The organism is Pseudomonas sp. CVAP#3 (assembly GCF_018986375.1).
Taxonomy (GTDB): Bacteria; Pseudomonadota; Gammaproteobacteria; order Pseudomonadales; family Pseudomonadaceae; genus Aquipseudomonas; species Aquipseudomonas helvetica.
On sequence record NZ_JAHMSC010000003.1, the window covers coordinates 290975 to 305851 of the forward strand.

The window sequence follows — 14877 nt, forward strand, 5'->3', positions numbered from 1 at the left end:
ACTATTCACGTGTTTATCCGCTGGACCGAAGCGCTGAATAAAACACTACAAAGTGTTTCAAAGCGAGTCGGGCGCTGGAAGCTGTGGGGGTTATAGTGAGCCTCAGTCCCATGGCATTGCAGAGAGCATCATGAATTCAACCCAGCCCGAAGAAAAAGCCCCCGCAGCCCCCGTCGATCACTTGCGCTTCCATCGTCCCCACGCTCATCTGGCATCGACGTTCGGCAACGACACTTTTGCATTGAAGGCCGAAGCCTTTGCACGCTTCTTTGGCACCCCGACCTTTCTCGGCGCGCAAACCCTCATCGTCGTGGTCTGGATTGCCCTGAACGTCACGGGGTTAACGACCTTCGACGTCTACCCGTTCATCCTCCTCAACCTCGCGTTCAGCCTGCAAGCAGCCTACGCCGCGCCATTGATTCTGCTCGCGCAAACCCGTCAGGCCGCTCGCGACAAAGCCCAGTCCGAAGCCGACGCGCTACACCGCGAGACGTTGGCGATTGCCAACAGCGAACGGCAAGCACAAGCCGCGAATACCTCAGCGCAGTTACTGACGTTGCTTGAGCAAAACACCCGACTGACCGAAATGACCAAAGAGCTGACTGAACGCATCGAAAACCTGACCACGGAGATGCATCAACACGTTCTGAAGGATCAGCAACGCTCCTGATCGGGCAATTGCACCCAGCGTGATAACTCGTCGAACAGCGTCACCACCGAGCGCAATGCTCGACAGTCCGGGCGGGTCAGCAACCACAGGCTGGTGTCGTAACCAATCAGGGGTTCGCTCAATGGGCGCAGCCCCTGCGCGGGGTCGATCAGAAAATCCGGCAACGCGGCGACCCCAAGCCCGGCGCGTACCAACTCGGTGACCGAGAGCATGCTGTTGCAGCGATAGCTCGGCAGCACACCGGGAAATTGCTGACGACGCCAGATCACGGTTGGATGGTCGGGCAGAAAGTCATCCGGAGCGATCCAGCTCAACCGTGTCAGATCACTCGGCTCGACCGATTTCAGATACGCCGCACTCGCGCACACCCGGTACGACACCGCCCCCAATCGCCGACCAACCAGATGCTCCGGGGGTGAGCGGGTCAGGCGCAAGGCGATATCGGCATCGCGGCGGCTGAGGTTGGCGAAATCGTTGGAGGTGCTCAGTTCCAGAATCAACGCCGGGTACGCCGGCATGAACTGCGCCAGTGCCGGCAACAGCAACGCATGCAACACCGAATCGGTGCAGGTCAGGCGCACGGTGCCGCTGATGACGTCACCGCCCTGCTCCACGCCAATACGCGCCGCTTCCAGCGCCTGCTCGGCGCGTTCGGCCTGCTCGGACAGTGTTCGGGCCAGGGCGGTCGGCAAATAACCTGCGCGACTTTTCTCGAACAGCGCTTGGCCCAACGCCGCTTCCAGGCGCCTGACCGCACGAAACACCGTCGAAACGTCGACCTTCAATAGCGCCGCCGCCCGCGCCAGAGAGCCGCCGCGCACCAACGCAAGAATCAAGGCGAGGTCCGGGTAATCCAACTGATAGTGCGTTGCTGCATTGAACACTTGGGTAAACGCCTCTATTGATTGCGTGAACGCCACTCTATAGTCGGCTCCAGCAATCAACAAGTCTTGGGAGACACCATGCAAACGAGCCCTCAACTGCGTATTGCACTGATCGGTGACTACGACCCACAGGTCACTGCCCATCAGGCAATTCCCCTGGCGCTGAACCTGGCCGCACAACACGCTGACGTCGATGTGCAGTTTGAGTGGCTGGCCACTGACCACATTGACGCAAACACCCCATTGGCTGCCTTCGACGGCTTCTGGTGCGTTCCTGCCAGCCCTTACCGCAACATGGACGGTGCGCTGCTGGCGATCCGTTTTGCCCGCGAACAGCAGCGGCCGTTCCTCGGCACTTGCGGTGGTTTTCAACACGCGGTACTTGAATACGCACGCAACGTTCTGGGATGGACCGATGCCGAGCATGGCGAAACTTCGCCAGACGCCGCGCGCGCCGTGCTCACGCCACTGACCTGCTCGTTGGTCGAAGTCGTCGACAGCATCCGGTTGGTTGAAGGCTCCCTGATCGCCAACGCCTACGCGACCACAGAGATTGGTGAAGGCTATCACTGCCGCTACGGCGTCAATCCGGCGTTCGAAGAGCAACTGCTGACACACAACCTTAAAGCCACCGGCCACGATTCGGCGGGTGATCTACGGGCCATGGAACTCAGCGATCATCCGTTCTTCGTCGCGACCTTGTTTCAACCCGAACGCGCTGCACTAGCCGGCACCCGTCCCCCCTTGGTCGATGCCTTTATCCAGGCCTGCGCAAGGAACGCCAGATGATCGCCAATACACCTTCGCCGCCTTACTACGCGGTAATTTTCACTTCACTGCGCATCGCCACCGACCAGGGTTACGAGCAAGCAGCACAGCGCATGGTCGAACTTGCCCGCGACCAACCAGGGTTTCTCGGGGTGGAGTCGGCCCGGGGTGAGGACGGGCTCGGCATCACCGTTTCCTACTGGTCCAGCGAAGAGGCAATTCTCGCCTGGAAACAACACGCCGAACACAGCGCAACCCGCGAACGCGGGCGCTCGACCTGGTATGAAGCGTTTCACACGCGGGTGTGCAAGGTCGAACGCGCTTATGCCTTCGAGCGTCAGCCGGCCTGAACCAGGCGGCGCAGCGCACTAATTTCCGGTAAATCCTCACGCCGCATATAGACCCGCAGCGGTTCAGTGATGTTGATCCGGTCGTCGATGTTCTGCTCCAGCAACAAGCGGATCAGCTCGCGCTTGAGGGTCATGGCTTGACCGTCCTCAGGCGCCCAGACGAACTCGCTGGCGGCGATGATCGCGTCGTCTGCGACGTCCATGCCAAAGGCGTCTTCGCTGAAGCGGACGATGTATCGGGCGGTCTTGCGATTGAAACCGACGAAGCCGTTGAGCTGGTCGGCGGCCTGGCAGATAAGTTCGGACGTGATGCGCATGGTAAACCTCACGGATGCGTCCCGAAGGACGGCTGAACGATGGTTTACACGCAGAGGGCGGGATAACGGATGTTTCGGGATTTCCCTCTGGAGGGGAAATTGCCGGGGTGGATCGTACTGCAAAGGGCTGCACAAAAGCGCGGAAAAAATGCCCCTCACGCACGTTAATGTCGGTTTGGCGATAGCGCATCCGGCGCTCAATTGTTAAAAGATAGGTCTTTGAAATCGCTTCTTACGAAAGGACCTCGACAATGCCTGTTACCTACACCAAAAGCGCCCTGTTGCTGAGTCTGATGCTCGGCCTTGGCCAGGCACAGGCTACCAGCCAGCAGAGCCCGACCGCTCTGGCCACCGCCACCGGAATCCCGCACCCGGCAGTGATCGCCCACCGTGGCGCCTCGTTCGATGCACCGGAATCCACTGCCGCCTCCTACAAACTGGCGCGCGACCTGGGCGCCGATTACCTGGAAATGGACCTGCAACGCAGCAAGGACGGCGTGCTGTTCGCCTTGCATGACAACAACCTGCAACGCACCACCGACGTTGCCACCAAGTTTCCTGAACGCAAGGACAGCCCGGCCAACGCGTTCACCATCGCCGAACTTAAAACCCTGGACGCCGGCAGCTGGTTCAACACCGCCCACCCGGATCGCGCACGCGCCAAGTACGCTGGCCTGAAAATCCTGACCCTGGACGAAATCATCGATATCGCCCAAGGCAACCCGCTGCACAAGCCGGGGCTTTACATCGAAACCAAAGAGCCAAAGCAGTTTCCTGGCATTGAGCGCGACCTCAAGGACAAGCTTCAGGACCGTGGCTGGCTGAGCCCGGCAGGCTCCACGCTGGCCAAAAACGAACTGACCGTCGGCCAGGGTAAAGGTAAAGTGATTCTGCAAACTTTTGAGAAGAGCAGCCTCGAACTGCTGCAAAAAGAAATGCCGCAAGTGCCGAAGATTCTTCTGCTGTGGGTGGGCGAAGGCAGCATCGAGCCCAAGTCGAAAGTGACCTTCGCCGAATCCGGCGACAAGGATAAAGCTACTTACTACGCCAAACAGGAACCCAAGGACAAAGCCGAATTCGAGCAATGGGTCGACTACGCCAAGGCTCAGGGCGCCATCGGCACGGGCCCTTCGGCAGCGCTGACCAACGGCGGCGATCAAAGCTATTCGGACCTGGTGCAACCGTGGATGAACCAGTACACCCACGACAAAGGCATGTTGGTGCACGTCTACACCATCGACGATGCGGTGGATTACAAGAAGGTCATGGACGCTGGTGTCGATGGCATCTTCACCAACCGCGCCAGCGAACTGCTCAAGTACTACAAGCGCCCGGCAGCAGGCAGCGTTGCGCAGTTGCTTGAGAACAACGGCTTCTGAGCGGCTGCCCGCTATTGATCGCTCCCGAGAGGGAGCGTCACTAGTGCCCGGGATTAGTTGACCACTACAGACCGCCCCACAGGGGAGAGGGGAAAGGGAGCAGATCTCCAGGCCTTTCAAAACCTGAGTTCGACTCGGATTTTCAGGTCGATGTCACTCGAAAGAACACCTCAGTCAGTCCCCTCTCCCTCCGGGAGAGGGTTAGGGTGAGGGATGGTTCTTGAGCCTGACGACTAAAGGCCTGAAACAGGCGGATTATTTGTAGGCTTGTTCTCGAGCAGACCGGCCGTGAATTTAAGGATGAATTAAGTTGCGCTGGTTAACCTGACGCCACTTAAACAGCTCACCCAAGGAATGCTCCCATGAAGACGTTGACTGCCCTGTTCACCACCGCTGCCCTGACCTTGACAGCCGGTTTCGCCATGGCCGATGTGCGCCCGGACCTGATCCCGGGTCTGCTCAAGGACGGCATTGTGATGGACATGCAGAAACTCAATCAGGCGGCGCTCGCTGAGCATCCTGGCAGCACGGCCGCAAACATCACCGACACCGAGCTGGAGCACAATGCCAAAACCAGTGTTTATGAGTACAAGGTTGAAATCCGCGACGCGAAGAACGTTGAGTGGGATGTGAAGCTGGACGCAAAAACCGGCAAAGTACTGAGCAACACGCAAGACAAGTAAATCGCCCCCAGGAAAAAGCCGCGTGACCTTCGGGTTTCGCGGCTTTTTTGCATTTTGAGCATGAGAGGGCTGGCCGGGTCTAGAGGAAAGCGACGCAAGCACTACGCATCCGGAATAGCCGGATTAACCTTAAGATGCAATTCATGTGAGTCGGTGATTTCTCCATCCACATGATTGATGATGATGTACTCAACTATGACATCACCCGCTACAACGTATCTTTTTTCTATTTTAACCTCGACACCATCTTTAACTTCCTCGCTCTCGATATCTTGCCGAAACACGGTTGTGCCATTCCAGCGCACCTGAAGATGATCCTCTGCTTCATAGCCTTGCCCGCCTGCCACCCGAGCTGCCAGATGCGGGCCAACAGACTCCTCATCGATTTGCCCATCGTAACCGGCCAACGGGGTCATGCTTGGAACATCCAACTTCTCCCATTTTTTTTCCGACTTTTTCGACTTTTTCGACTTTTCCCAGTTTTCCAACTTTTCCAACATTTCCAACTTGCTCAAAGACATGGGATCGCTCCTGACAGAAAAAGTAGCGCAGGCTGCGCTGACCGTTCCATACAATCCTCAGGGCACCACCCCGTCTACTGTCAGAACTAACAGGTAGGCGGTAAATCAAGGCCTTTTCTGCCCCTGAATCCGACCGGCGGCACGAGCTTCATGGGACAGGGACATCAAAGGCGCAGCCAAGCAGGCCGAAACATCACGCCGTCGTACTGACCAACGACCCCGACGTGCTGCTGCCTGACGCTTGCAGCGCTTGCGTCAACGCTGCCGTAGCGGTCTGCAATGAACCCGAGGTGGTGGCGATCTGCGACTCGGCGGCCGCGACTTTCGCCGCTTTGGCATCGGCGCTTTCCTGACTGGCCTGAGCGGCCTGCAGTTGTTGCATTTGCTCCTGCAATTGCTTTTGCAACTCGGCGATCTGCTTGCGCAGTTCTTTCACCGTATCCGACTCACTGCTACTGCTCGAACTGCTGTCACCTGACGCAGGCGCACCGCCACCCGCTGCAACTTTGCCACTGTCGGCAGTCGAACTGCCCGTCGTGGTTGTGCTTTGCGTGGTGTCGGTATCGGTGCTGCCGCTGATGGCAGTCTTGCTGGTGGTAGTGGACAGAGTCTGATTGATCGAGACCGATGTGAGGCTGACCATGGGCGTTTCCTTCGATGAGGTTAGGGATAACCGAATCATCGACGCGCAACACCCACACTTGAGATCAATCGTGTACCGACACGGTTAGCGTGCCGATACACATTTCAATTGGCTAGGCGCCGAGACGCGCCGTCACCGCGCTCAATTGCCCCGACAACCCGTGCAGGTTGTTGCTCGCCGCTTCAGTGCGCTGCACGTTGTCCAGGTTGGTACTGGCGATGCTGGTGATCTCGGTCAGGTTGCGCGAAATGTCTTCGGCCACCGAGGTCTGTTCTTCAGCAGCGGTGGCGATCTGGCGGTTCATGTCGCGAATCGCCTCCACCGACGCAGTAATGCGCTCGAGCATGGCCCCGGCCTGAGTGACCTGCTCGACGCTTTCTTCGCTGCGCGACTGGCCACTTTCAATGGCCTGCGCCGCGTCTACCGCACCGGTCTGCACGCTCTGGATGATCTGGTTGATTTCGATGATCGACGCCGCCGTGCGCTGGGCCAGGCTGCGTACTTCATCGGCCACCACAGCAAACCCGCGTCCGGCTTCACCGGCCCGAGCGGCTTCGATAGCGGCGTTCAATGCCAGCAAGTTGGTTTGCTCGGCGATGCCGCGAATCACTTCCAGCACTTTGCCAATGCGCCCGCTATCAGTTTCCAATTGGCGGATGACCGTCGCAGTGTTGGCGATTTCGCCGCGCATCTGGGTGATGGTGTGAATCGTGCCCTGCATGACCTTCTCGCCCTGTTGTGCCGACTGATCGGCATCATCGGCGGCCCGTGCCGCGTCGGCCGCATGACGAGCGACTTCCTGGGCGGTGGCGGACATTTCATTCATTGCCGTGGCGACTTGATCGGTACGGTTGAACTGTTCGTTGGTGCCATGGGCCATCAACGTCGCAATCGAGTTCAACTCGCCGCTGGCGCTGTCCAGATCCGAGGCGCTACGCTGCAAACGGCTGAAGGTTTCTGCAAGGAAATCACGCAGCGTGTTGGCCGCGACCGCCAGCTTGCCCAGCTCATCCTGACGATCACTCGCCACCCGCTCGGCGAAACGGCCCTGGCTCAATTGCGCAACGTATTCAATCAACTTGCGGATCGGCTCCACCAGATTGCGGTTGACCAACCACAGGCTGAACAGGCCAATCAACAGACCCGAAGCCAGCATCACCAGGATTCCCAGCAACACGGTGTGATCGGCACTGGCGCTGATCAACGTCGACTGCTCACGACCCTGCTTGCGCAATTCGTTGACCAACTCGCTCATCTGCTCACTGGTGGCGCGGTCCACGCCTTTGACGGCGTTATCGCCCGCCGTAGGATCAGCACCGGCAGCCAGGTAGGCATCCCGACCTTTTTGATAAGCACCACCAAGCGCACGGTGCGCATCACGCAGGCTTTCAAGGCGAGCCTTGAGCGACGCCTCGATGCCTGGTTGGCGGGTCAGCTCACCGAGAATGTTCTGTACGTCGCCCTGACGATCCTCGAACTGCTTCCAGTATTTGTCCAGGTCAGCCGGTTGCTTACCGCGCAACAGGACGTTTTTCCACTCCTGAACCTGAACCTTGAATTGCAGGTTGGCTTCGTCAATCAGTTGCGAGGTACGTAGCGGACCTTCGATCAGGTTGCGATAGTTCTGCACCCCGCTGGAGAGAAAGTGAAAACAGGCCAGGGCGATCAGCAACATCGCAATCAGGCTGCCGCTCAGCAGTGCGAGGATTTGCGCTCTCAGGGATTTTTGCAAAAACATCGAGTGATACTCATGACAGGGATAAGGCTCGCACTGGTACGGCATGCGAGATGTCCGGACCTCCCTGTCGACAACATGCGGCTGGACACCAAAATGCCTGAGCCAACTTAGCCGTCATCGGCAGGCGCCGCGGTTTCTTGAACCCGATCCGACCACCGGTAGAGGCTCTATTACATGGGCCACCAAACTGTCACAAAACCGTCAAGCAGCGTTGCCATGATGCCGCTCATGTGAGCCTGTGAAACGTACGACAGGCGCCTCCCTTCAGCGAGACTCCATGAACCACAGCATCGATCAACGCCACCGCGATTCTGACCTGTTCGGCCTGCTCTACGGTTTCAGTTTTCGCCCCGGCGAGCGCGGTCGCGAGATCGATTCGGCCAAGGCGCTGCAACTGCTGCAACAACCGGGCGCCGAGGACGAGTTCCTCTGGCTGCACCTGAACCTCGCCCACGCCGCGTGCGAGCGCTGGATGAAAGCGCACCTGGAGTTGCCGGAAGAATTTTTCGAAGCCTTGCATGAAGGCTCGCGCTCGACGCGCATCGAGCACGTCGATTCAGCGCTGCTGGCAGTGGTCAACGACGTGGTGTTCAACCTCAGCAGCATGGTGTCGTCAGACGTCTCGACCCTTTGGGTCTGCGCCCGCAGTCGGTTGATCATCAGCGCACGCCTGCAACCCCTGCACTCGGTGGACAAGCTGCGCTCCTCGGTCAAGGCCGGCGAATGCTTTCGTTCGCCACTGGAACTGCTCGTGCATTTGCTCCGCGACCAGGGCGAAGTGCTGACGCAAATCGTGCGCAAGACCAGCCAGAGTGTCGACCAGATCGAGGATGAATTGCTGTCATCGCGACTGTCCACCAACCGTGCCGAACTGGGCGCCAATCGCCGAGTGCTGGTGCGCTTGCAACGGTTGCTGGCGCTGGAGCCGGGTTCGTTGCTGCGCCTGCTCAACCGTCCGCCGCAATGGTTGCAAAAAGAGGACGTCAAGGAACTGCGCAAATCCACCGAGGAGTTCGCGCTGATCATCAACGACCTCACGGCGCTCGGCGAACGGATCAAGCTGTTGCAGGAAGAGATCGCCGCCAACCTCAACGAGCAGAGTAACCGCACGCTGTTCACCCTGACCGTGGTCACGGTGCTGGCGCTGCCGATCAACATCATTGCCGGTTTCTTCGGCATGAACGTCGGCGGGATTCCCCTTGCCGGCGACCCGGAAGGGTTCTGGATTCTGGTGGCACTGGTCGCGACGTTCACCGTGCTGGCCGGGCGTTGGGCGTTTCGCAAACGAGCGGATTATTGATCCAACGCCTCAGGGTACACATCCATTGTGGCGAGGGAGCTTGCTCCCGCTGGGTTGCGGAGCAACCCTGAAACCGGCCACCTGTTTTCCCCAGACACACCCCATTTACCCAATTTACGGCTGCTTCGCAGCCGAACGGGAGCAAGCTCCCTCGCCACAGGTTCTCAAGCGAATCAACAGTTCGGCAATTAACCAAACACTGACCCAAAGCAGTCTCGCTGTAACATTCAGCAATGATCATGACCGGCACTCCTCCCTGACACAGGATTGTCCGGCCATGGCTACGCCTTCCTTGACCACTGCCTCCAACGCCCCCGCCAGCAGTGCCGGCCCGCAACTCGATAAAAAACCCGGTGTATTGACCGCCGTGGTGTTTTTCGCAGTGCTGGCCATGGGGCTGCTATTCACCGCCTACAGCCTGATACACGACATGCATGACCTCGGCACCACGGTGACCACCTGGACGCCGTTTCTGCTGCTGGGTGTGGCGCTGTTGATTGCCTTGGGTTTTGAGTTCGTCAACGGCTTCCACGACACCGCCAACGCCGTGGCAACGGTGATTTACACCCATTCGCTCCCCGCACATTTTGCGGTCGTCTGGTCGGGGATCTTCAACTTCCTCGGGGTGTTGCTGTCCAGCGGCGCCGTAGCCTTCGGCATCATCGCCTTACTGCCGGTGGAGCTGATTCTGCAAGTCGGTTCATCCGCCGGTTTCGCGATGATCTTCGCCCTGCTGATCGCGGCGATCCTGTGGAACCTCGGCACGTGGTGGCTGGGTCTGCCGGCCTCGTCGTCCCACACGCTGATCGGCTCGATCATCGGCGTCGGCGTCGCCAATGCGTTGATGCACGGCCGCGACGGCACCAGCGGCGTCGACTGGGCACAGGCCACCAAGGTCGGTTACGCGTTGCTGCTGTCGCCACTGATCGGCTTCGTATTTGCCGCGCTGTTGCTGCTGGCCCTGCGCGTCTTCGTCAAAAATCGTGCGCTGTACAAAGCACCGAAAGGCAACACTCCACCACCGTGGTGGATCCGCGGGATGTTGATCCTGACCTGCACCGGCGTGTCCTTCGCCCACGGCTCCAACGATGGCCAAAAAGGCATGGGCCTGATCATGCTGATTCTGGTCGGCACCCTGCCGATGGCCTATGCACTGAACCGCACCATGCCGGCCGACCAGGCGTTGCAATTCGCCGCCGTCGCCGAAGTGACCCAGCAAGCGTTGGTCAGAAGTGCTCCGCTACCGGCCCCGGCCGACCCGCGCCCGGTGCTGTCCGAATACGTGCGCAGCAAGGAAGCGACACCGCAATTGATCCCTGCCCTCGCCGCCCTGGCGGGCAACATCGGCAACGAAGTGAAAGGTTATGGCTCGCTCGCCAACGTTCCGGCGCAAGCCATGGGCAACGTGCGTAACGACATGTACCTGACCAGCGAAACCATTCGCCTGATGGACAAGAACAAGGTCGGCGACTTCGATGCCGACACCACAGGCAAACTGCAATTGTTCAAACAGCAGATCGACAACGCCACGCGCTTCATTCCGCTGTGGGTGAAAATCGCCGTGGCGATTGCCCTGGGCCTGGGCACCATGGTCGGCTGGAAGCGCATTGTGGTCACGGTCGGTGAAAAGATCGGCAAGACCCACCTGACTTACGCCCAGGGCGCCTCGGCAGAAACCGTGGCGATGCTGACCATTGGCGCGGCGGACATGTTCGGCCTGCCGGTATCGACCACTCACGTGCTGTCCAGCGGCGTGGCCGGAACCATGGTGGCCAACGGCGGCGGCTTGCAGATGAAGACCATCCGCAACCTGCTGATGGCCTGGGTGCTGACCTTGCCGGCGGCGATTCTGCTGTCCGGTAGTCTGTACTGGTTGTTCACCCAACTGTTCTGAACCCGACAACACGTAAAAAACTCCCGGACCGGGCAATCGGTTCGGGAGTTTTTTTATAAGAGCCATCAGCGGCGCGCTCACTCGACAGGCATTTCGTCGCAAAATCAGTGGATTAAGCACTAATTGGTTCAGCACCCGCTGGATCGGGCTTCAGTTTGTTACCTTGGTGCCGACTCTTAAGAGACCCGATGCATTCAGGAGGGGGAACCGTGAATCTGTACATCAATCAGCTTCAGAAGAAAGCTGACTTCAAAAGCGCCATCTACGCTGGCGATATCTTCCTGAACACCCAGCTCAACGCAGCGAAAGAACTCTGTGCTTTCGCTCAGGAAAGCATCACCGCCGCGTTTGACGGCGAGACTGACCACCAGGCCCTGCACCGCCTGATGCCGGTGGAAGAGTTCGTGGTGCTGGTGACCCGACTCAAAGGCCAATTCACCAATAGCATGCGGGCCAAAGAGTTGATCCGTGGTTTCACCGAAGAAATCGGTGCAGCCCCTGAAGAGTTCATCTTCGACGTGCCGCGGATTCGCGTCGTGCCCAACTACGATTACCTGCATGCCGGCGTCAGCTACGCCTACAAACCCCATCGCGACACCTGGTACGGTGGCGTCGACTGCCAGATCAACACCTGGATGCCGGTCTACACGATCCAGCCGGACCAGACCATGATGATCAACCCGGCGTACTTCGATAAGCCGGTGAAAAACACTTCGGCGCAGTGGAGCCTCTCCGACTGGATCGACGTGCAACGCCAGCGCGCCAAGGACAACGTCAAGGAAGAAGCCCGTCAGCACCCGGTGCCAACCGAGGACATCGACGCGGCGTCCGAGATCCGCATTGCCGGCAACACCGCCGACATGCTGATTTTCTCGGGTTCACACCTGCACGGCACGGTTCCCAATTACACCGAACAAACCCGCTTCAGCGTGGACTTCCGCCTGATGCATCTTGACGACCTGAAGCACAAGCGCGGCGCGATCAACGTCGACAGCGCGTGCCCGGATGTCGGCGCCGGTTTCAAAGACTATTTCCACGCCCACGACTTCTCGAATTTCCAAGGAATCCAATCATGACCAAGCGTCGCATTACGCCTGCCGAGGCCCAATACAACGAAACCCGCGCTGGCGTTCTCAAGCGGGTCGACGCCGAGTACGTGGCCGATGCCCCTTACGTGTTCGCCAATCGCATCGGCGTGACCGCTGCGCTGTCGCGCATGGAGCTGTTCAAGAAGGTCGCCGAAATCCCGGGCGCGATCATCGAGTGCGGCGTGTACAAGGGCAACTCGCTGATGCTTTACATGCACCTGTCGATGATCCTGGAACCCTACGCGATCAACCGTTCGATCGTTGGCTTCGACACCTTCGAAGGCTTCCAGAGCATCAACAAGGACGAAGACCCGGCCGACGTCAACGAGACCATGTTCTCCGACACCGACCAGTCGCTGATCCAGGACATGATCGACGCCAACGACCTGCTGCGTCCGGTCAACCGCATCCCGCGTTGCGAACTGGTCAAGGGCGATATCTGCAAGACCGCACCGGAGTGGGTCAAGACCCGTCCGGACCTGGTCGTGGCGATGCTGATCCTCGACACCGACCTGTATGAGTCAACCAAAGTCGCGCTGGAAACCTTCCTGCCGTACATGCCAAAAGGCGCCATCGTGGTATTGGACGAAGTCGCTTATCGCAACTTCCCGGGCGAAACCAAAGCCCTGCGCGAAGTGTTCGACCTGAACAAGATCGAACTCAAGCGCCTGCCGTTCGATTCCTGCGTGGGTTACTTCCACATCTGACGCATAACCTCGTAGGAGCGGGGGGGCGCCTAGCTCTTGCCCGCGATAGCGATTTCACATTCAACGCAACGGTTGACTGTACGATCGCCATCGCGAGCAAGCTCTGCTCCTACAAGTCAGTGGGTTGCCTGGATCACCTGCCCCAGCCAGTCCATGAATGCCCGTACGCGCAATGGCATATGCCGTTGCCGGGCGTAAAGCAGCGAAACCTCCAGGGACGGTGCGCTCAGCTGCGGTAAGACCGCCACCAATTCACCACTGAGCAGGTACGGTTGCATCCCCATCAGCGGCGCCTGGATCAACCCGAAACCACCCAGACACGCGGACTCGTAAGCGTCGGTATTATTGACCGTCACACTGCCGGTCATCGGCATTCGATGCAGCGTGCCCTCCTCCTCGTACACAAAACCCTCCGAGCGCGCCCCCAGTACGCCGACGTAATGAACCAGCCGATGCTGAGCCAGGTCTTCAAGACGCTGCGGCACACCATAGCGCTGCAGATAGGCAGGGCTGGCACAATTGACCATGGCAAAGTCGCACAGGTGACGAGCGACCACCGTTTGATCCGGTTGCGCGCCGACCCGCACCACGCAATCGAACCCTTCGCTGAGCAAATCGACCCGGCGGTCGGTGCTGCTGATTTCCAGTTCCAGATGAGGGTGCCGAGCCATGAACTCCGGCAGGCGCGGCATCACCACCCGACGCGCCAGAATGTTCGGCATGTCGATGCGAATCCGCCCGGTCAGCGAGGCTTCGTCCTGGCGAAACAGCCCTTCGATTTCATCCATGTGCGACAGCAAATCCTTGCTCCGCTCGTACAACACCAGCCCGTCCTGAGTCGCCTGAACCTTGCGCGTGGTGCGTTGCAGCAGGCGTGTACCGAGCAGGGCTTCCAGGGCCTGGACGTGTTCGGAAACAGTAGAACGGGGTAAGCCGAGGCTTTCGCCCGCGAGGGTGAAACTCGACATTTCGCTGACCCGGACGAAGGTGCGCAACAGTTCCAGCTTGTTCATGGGGGGCCACTCTTTATTGTTCGGTTATTCCGACCAGTGATTCCGATTAAAGCCTGTTTATCACCACAAGGCGGATAAATAAACTTTCTCCCATCATCACTCACTGCTCTGGAGAACGTCCCATGAACCGCAAAATCGCATTGATCACCGGCGCCAGTCGTGGCCTCGGCAAAAGCACCGCCCTGCACCTGGTGACTCAGGGCATCGACATCATCGGCACCTACAACAGCCGCGCCGATGAAGCCCAGGCGCTGGTCGCACAGATCGAAAGCCTTGGTGGTCGCGCCGCCATGCTGCAACTCGACGTCGGTCGGAGTGAAGGTTTCGGCGCGTTCGCCGCAGAGGTCGGGAAGGTCCTGAAAAACCACTTCGATCGCCAGCACTTCGACTTTCTGATCAACAACGCCGGGGTCGGCGTGCACGCGAACTTCGCCGACACCACGGTCGCGCAGTTCGATTTGCTGATGAACATTCACCTGAAGGGGCCGTTTTTCCTGACCCAAAACCTGCTGCCGCTGCTGAATGACGGTGGCCGGATCATCAATATTTCCAGCGGTCTGACCCGCTTCAGCCTGCCGGGTTACGGCGCCTATGCAGCGATGAAAGGGGCGATGGAAGTGCTGACGCGCTACCAGGCCAAGGAACTCGGCGCGCGCAACATTGCGGTGAATATCCTGGCACCGGGCGCCATCGAAACCGACTTCGGCGGCGGTGCGGTGCGCGATAACGCGGACATCAATCAACTGGTGGCCAGCAATACGGCGCTGGGTCGCGCCGGCAAACCTGACGACATTGGCGCCGCCATTGCGCTACTGCTGGCGCCGGGTGGCCAATGGATCAACGGCCAGCGGGTCGAAGCTTCGGGCGGGATGTTTTTGTAATCAGGATCAAAAGATCGTCCGGACGCAGTTCGGACGATCTT

General features: G+C 59.1%; 16 protein-coding genes. 10 read left to right on the plus strand and 6 right to left on the minus strand.

Translation table 11 applies throughout. The annotated features are described in order from the left end of the window. Positions 1-130 precede the first annotated feature (130 nt). Entirely contained in the window at positions 131-670 is a 540-nt protein-coding gene (locus tag KRR23_RS07510) for a DUF1003 domain-containing protein (RefSeq protein WP_216741968.1), read from the plus strand. On the opposite strand, the gene KRR23_RS07515 is transcribed toward KRR23_RS07510, so the two are convergent. Next, positions 655-1617 (minus strand): LysR family transcriptional regulator, encoded by a 963-nt coding sequence (locus KRR23_RS07515; RefSeq protein WP_216741969.1) that lies wholly within the window; start codon positions 1615-1617, stop codon positions 655-657. The genes KRR23_RS07510 and KRR23_RS07515 overlap by 16 nt on opposite strands. Before the next feature lie 15 nt (positions 1618-1632). On the opposite strand from KRR23_RS07515, the gene KRR23_RS07520 reads away from it, so the two are divergent. Continuing rightward, complete coding sequence (locus KRR23_RS07520) at positions 1633-2343, plus strand: CTP synthase (protein WP_216741970.1); 711 nt, start codon at positions 1633-1635, stop codon at positions 2341-2343. Beyond that, positions 2340-2672 (plus strand): antibiotic biosynthesis monooxygenase, encoded by a 333-nt coding sequence (locus tag KRR23_RS07525; protein WP_216741971.1) that lies wholly within the window; start codon positions 2340-2342, stop codon positions 2670-2672. The genes KRR23_RS07520 and KRR23_RS07525 overlap by 4 nt, the downstream gene beginning before the upstream one ends. Here the strand turns inward: KRR23_RS07525 and KRR23_RS07530 are convergent. After that, on the minus strand, positions 2660-2989 hold the full coding sequence (locus KRR23_RS07530; RefSeq protein WP_216741972.1) for a DUF2025 family protein: 330 nt from the start codon (positions 2987-2989) through the stop codon (positions 2660-2662). The two genes, KRR23_RS07525 and KRR23_RS07530, sit on opposite strands and share 13 nt — an antisense overlap. Positions 2990-3240: 251 nt before the next feature. On the opposite strand from KRR23_RS07530, the gene KRR23_RS07535 reads away from it, so the two are divergent. Continuing rightward, complete coding sequence (locus KRR23_RS07535; RefSeq protein ID WP_216741973.1) at positions 3241-4368, plus strand: glycerophosphodiester phosphodiesterase; 1128 nt, start codon at positions 3241-3243, stop codon at positions 4366-4368. Positions 4369-4730: 362 nt separating this feature from the next. Next, positions 4731-5051 (plus strand): PepSY domain-containing protein, encoded by a 321-nt coding sequence (locus KRR23_RS07540; protein ID WP_216741974.1) that lies wholly within the window; start codon positions 4731-4733, stop codon positions 5049-5051. A gap of 101 nt (positions 5052-5152) precedes the next feature. Here KRR23_RS07540 and KRR23_RS07545 read toward each other — a convergent pair whose 3' ends face one another. The 3 genes from KRR23_RS07545 to KRR23_RS07555 all read right to left on the minus strand — a co-directional run bounded on the left by KRR23_RS07545 (position 5153) and on the right by KRR23_RS07555 (position 7953). Next, entirely contained in the window at positions 5153-5572 is a 420-nt protein-coding gene (locus tag KRR23_RS07545; RefSeq protein ID WP_216741975.1) for a hypothetical protein, read from the minus strand. 193 nt (positions 5573-5765) lie between these two features. After that, entirely contained in the window at positions 5766-6215 is a 450-nt protein-coding gene (locus KRR23_RS07550) for a hypothetical protein (RefSeq protein WP_216741976.1), read from the minus strand. 112 nt (positions 6216-6327) lie between these two features. Further along, positions 6328-7953 (minus strand): methyl-accepting chemotaxis protein, encoded by a 1626-nt coding sequence (locus KRR23_RS07555; protein ID WP_216741977.1) that lies wholly within the window; start codon positions 7951-7953, stop codon positions 6328-6330. Positions 7954-8230: 277 nt separating this feature from the next. On the opposite strand from KRR23_RS07555, the gene KRR23_RS07560 reads away from it, so the two are divergent. The 4 genes from KRR23_RS07560 to KRR23_RS07575 all read left to right on the plus strand — a co-directional run bounded on the left by KRR23_RS07560 (position 8231) and on the right by KRR23_RS07575 (position 12942). Beyond that, complete coding sequence (locus KRR23_RS07560) at positions 8231-9253, plus strand: transporter (RefSeq protein ID WP_216741978.1); 1023 nt, start codon at positions 8231-8233, stop codon at positions 9251-9253. Positions 9254-9530: 277 nt separating this feature from the next. Beyond that, positions 9531-11147, plus strand: coding sequence for an inorganic phosphate transporter (locus KRR23_RS07565; RefSeq protein WP_216741979.1), 1617 nt, complete (start codon positions 9531-9533; stop codon positions 11145-11147). Between the two features lie 209 nt (positions 11148-11356). Next, a complete protein-coding gene (locus KRR23_RS07570; RefSeq protein ID WP_216741980.1) occupies positions 11357-12223 on the plus strand; it encodes a hypothetical protein in 867 nt (288 codons plus the stop codon). Then, positions 12220-12942 (plus strand): TylF/MycF/NovP-related O-methyltransferase, encoded by a 723-nt coding sequence (locus KRR23_RS07575; RefSeq protein ID WP_103314960.1) that lies wholly within the window; start codon positions 12220-12222, stop codon positions 12940-12942. The genes KRR23_RS07570 and KRR23_RS07575 overlap by 4 nt, the downstream gene beginning before the upstream one ends. Positions 12943-13058: 116 nt before the next feature. On the opposite strand, the gene KRR23_RS07580 is transcribed toward KRR23_RS07575, so the two are convergent. Continuing rightward, a complete protein-coding gene (locus KRR23_RS07580) occupies positions 13059-13955 on the minus strand; it encodes a LysR family transcriptional regulator (protein ID WP_216741981.1) in 897 nt (298 codons plus the stop codon). A gap of 122 nt (positions 13956-14077) precedes the next feature. Here KRR23_RS07580 and KRR23_RS07585 point away from each other — a divergent pair, with 122 nt between their 5' ends. Further along, positions 14078-14836 (plus strand): SDR family NAD(P)-dependent oxidoreductase, encoded by a 759-nt coding sequence (locus tag KRR23_RS07585; RefSeq protein ID WP_216741982.1) that lies wholly within the window; start codon positions 14078-14080, stop codon positions 14834-14836. Positions 14837-14877: the final 41 nt, after the last annotated feature.

What these genes read in the sequence shown, in the direction of transcription:
- KRR23_RS07545 (WP_216741975.1), bottom strand. Translation starts at nt 5,572, where the DNA reads ATGTCTTTGAGCAAGTTGGAAATGTTGGAAAAGTTGGAAAACTGGGAA.
- KRR23_RS07565 (WP_216741979.1), top strand. Translation starts at nt 9,531, where the DNA reads ATGGCTACGCCTTCCTTGACCACTGCCTCCAACGCCCCCGCCAGCAGT.
- KRR23_RS07575 (WP_103314960.1), top strand. Translation starts at nt 12,220, where the DNA reads ATGACCAAGCGTCGCATTACGCCTGCCGAGGCCCAATACAACGAAACC.
- KRR23_RS07580 (WP_216741981.1), bottom strand. Translation starts at nt 13,955, where the DNA reads ATGAACAAGCTGGAACTGTTGCGCACCTTCGTCCGGGTCAGCGAAATG.
- KRR23_RS07585 (WP_216741982.1), top strand. Translation starts at nt 14,078, where the DNA reads ATGAACCGCAAAATCGCATTGATCACCGGCGCCAGTCGTGGCCTCGGC.
- KRR23_RS07520 (WP_216741970.1), top strand. Translation starts at nt 1,633, where the DNA reads ATGCAAACGAGCCCTCAACTGCGTATTGCACTGATCGGTGACTACGAC.
- KRR23_RS07560 (WP_216741978.1), top strand. Translation starts at nt 8,231, where the DNA reads ATGAACCACAGCATCGATCAACGCCACCGCGATTCTGACCTGTTCGGC.
- KRR23_RS07550 (WP_216741976.1), bottom strand. Translation starts at nt 6,215, where the DNA reads ATGGTCAGCCTCACATCGGTCTCGATCAATCAGACTCTGTCCACTACC.
- KRR23_RS07530 (WP_216741972.1), bottom strand. Translation starts at nt 2,989, where the DNA reads ATGCGCATCACGTCCGAACTTATCTGCCAGGCCGCCGACCAGCTCAAC.
- KRR23_RS07540 (WP_216741974.1), top strand. Translation starts at nt 4,731, where the DNA reads ATGAAGACGTTGACTGCCCTGTTCACCACCGCTGCCCTGACCTTGACA.
- KRR23_RS07555 (WP_216741977.1), bottom strand. Translation starts at nt 7,953, where the DNA reads ATGTTTTTGCAAAAATCCCTGAGAGCGCAAATCCTCGCACTGCTGAGC.
- KRR23_RS07510 (WP_216741968.1), top strand. Translation starts at nt 131, where the DNA reads ATGAATTCAACCCAGCCCGAAGAAAAAGCCCCCGCAGCCCCCGTCGAT.
- KRR23_RS07535 (WP_216741973.1), top strand. Translation starts at nt 3,241, where the DNA reads ATGCCTGTTACCTACACCAAAAGCGCCCTGTTGCTGAGTCTGATGCTC.
- KRR23_RS07525 (WP_216741971.1), top strand. Translation starts at nt 2,340, where the DNA reads ATGATCGCCAATACACCTTCGCCGCCTTACTACGCGGTAATTTTCACT.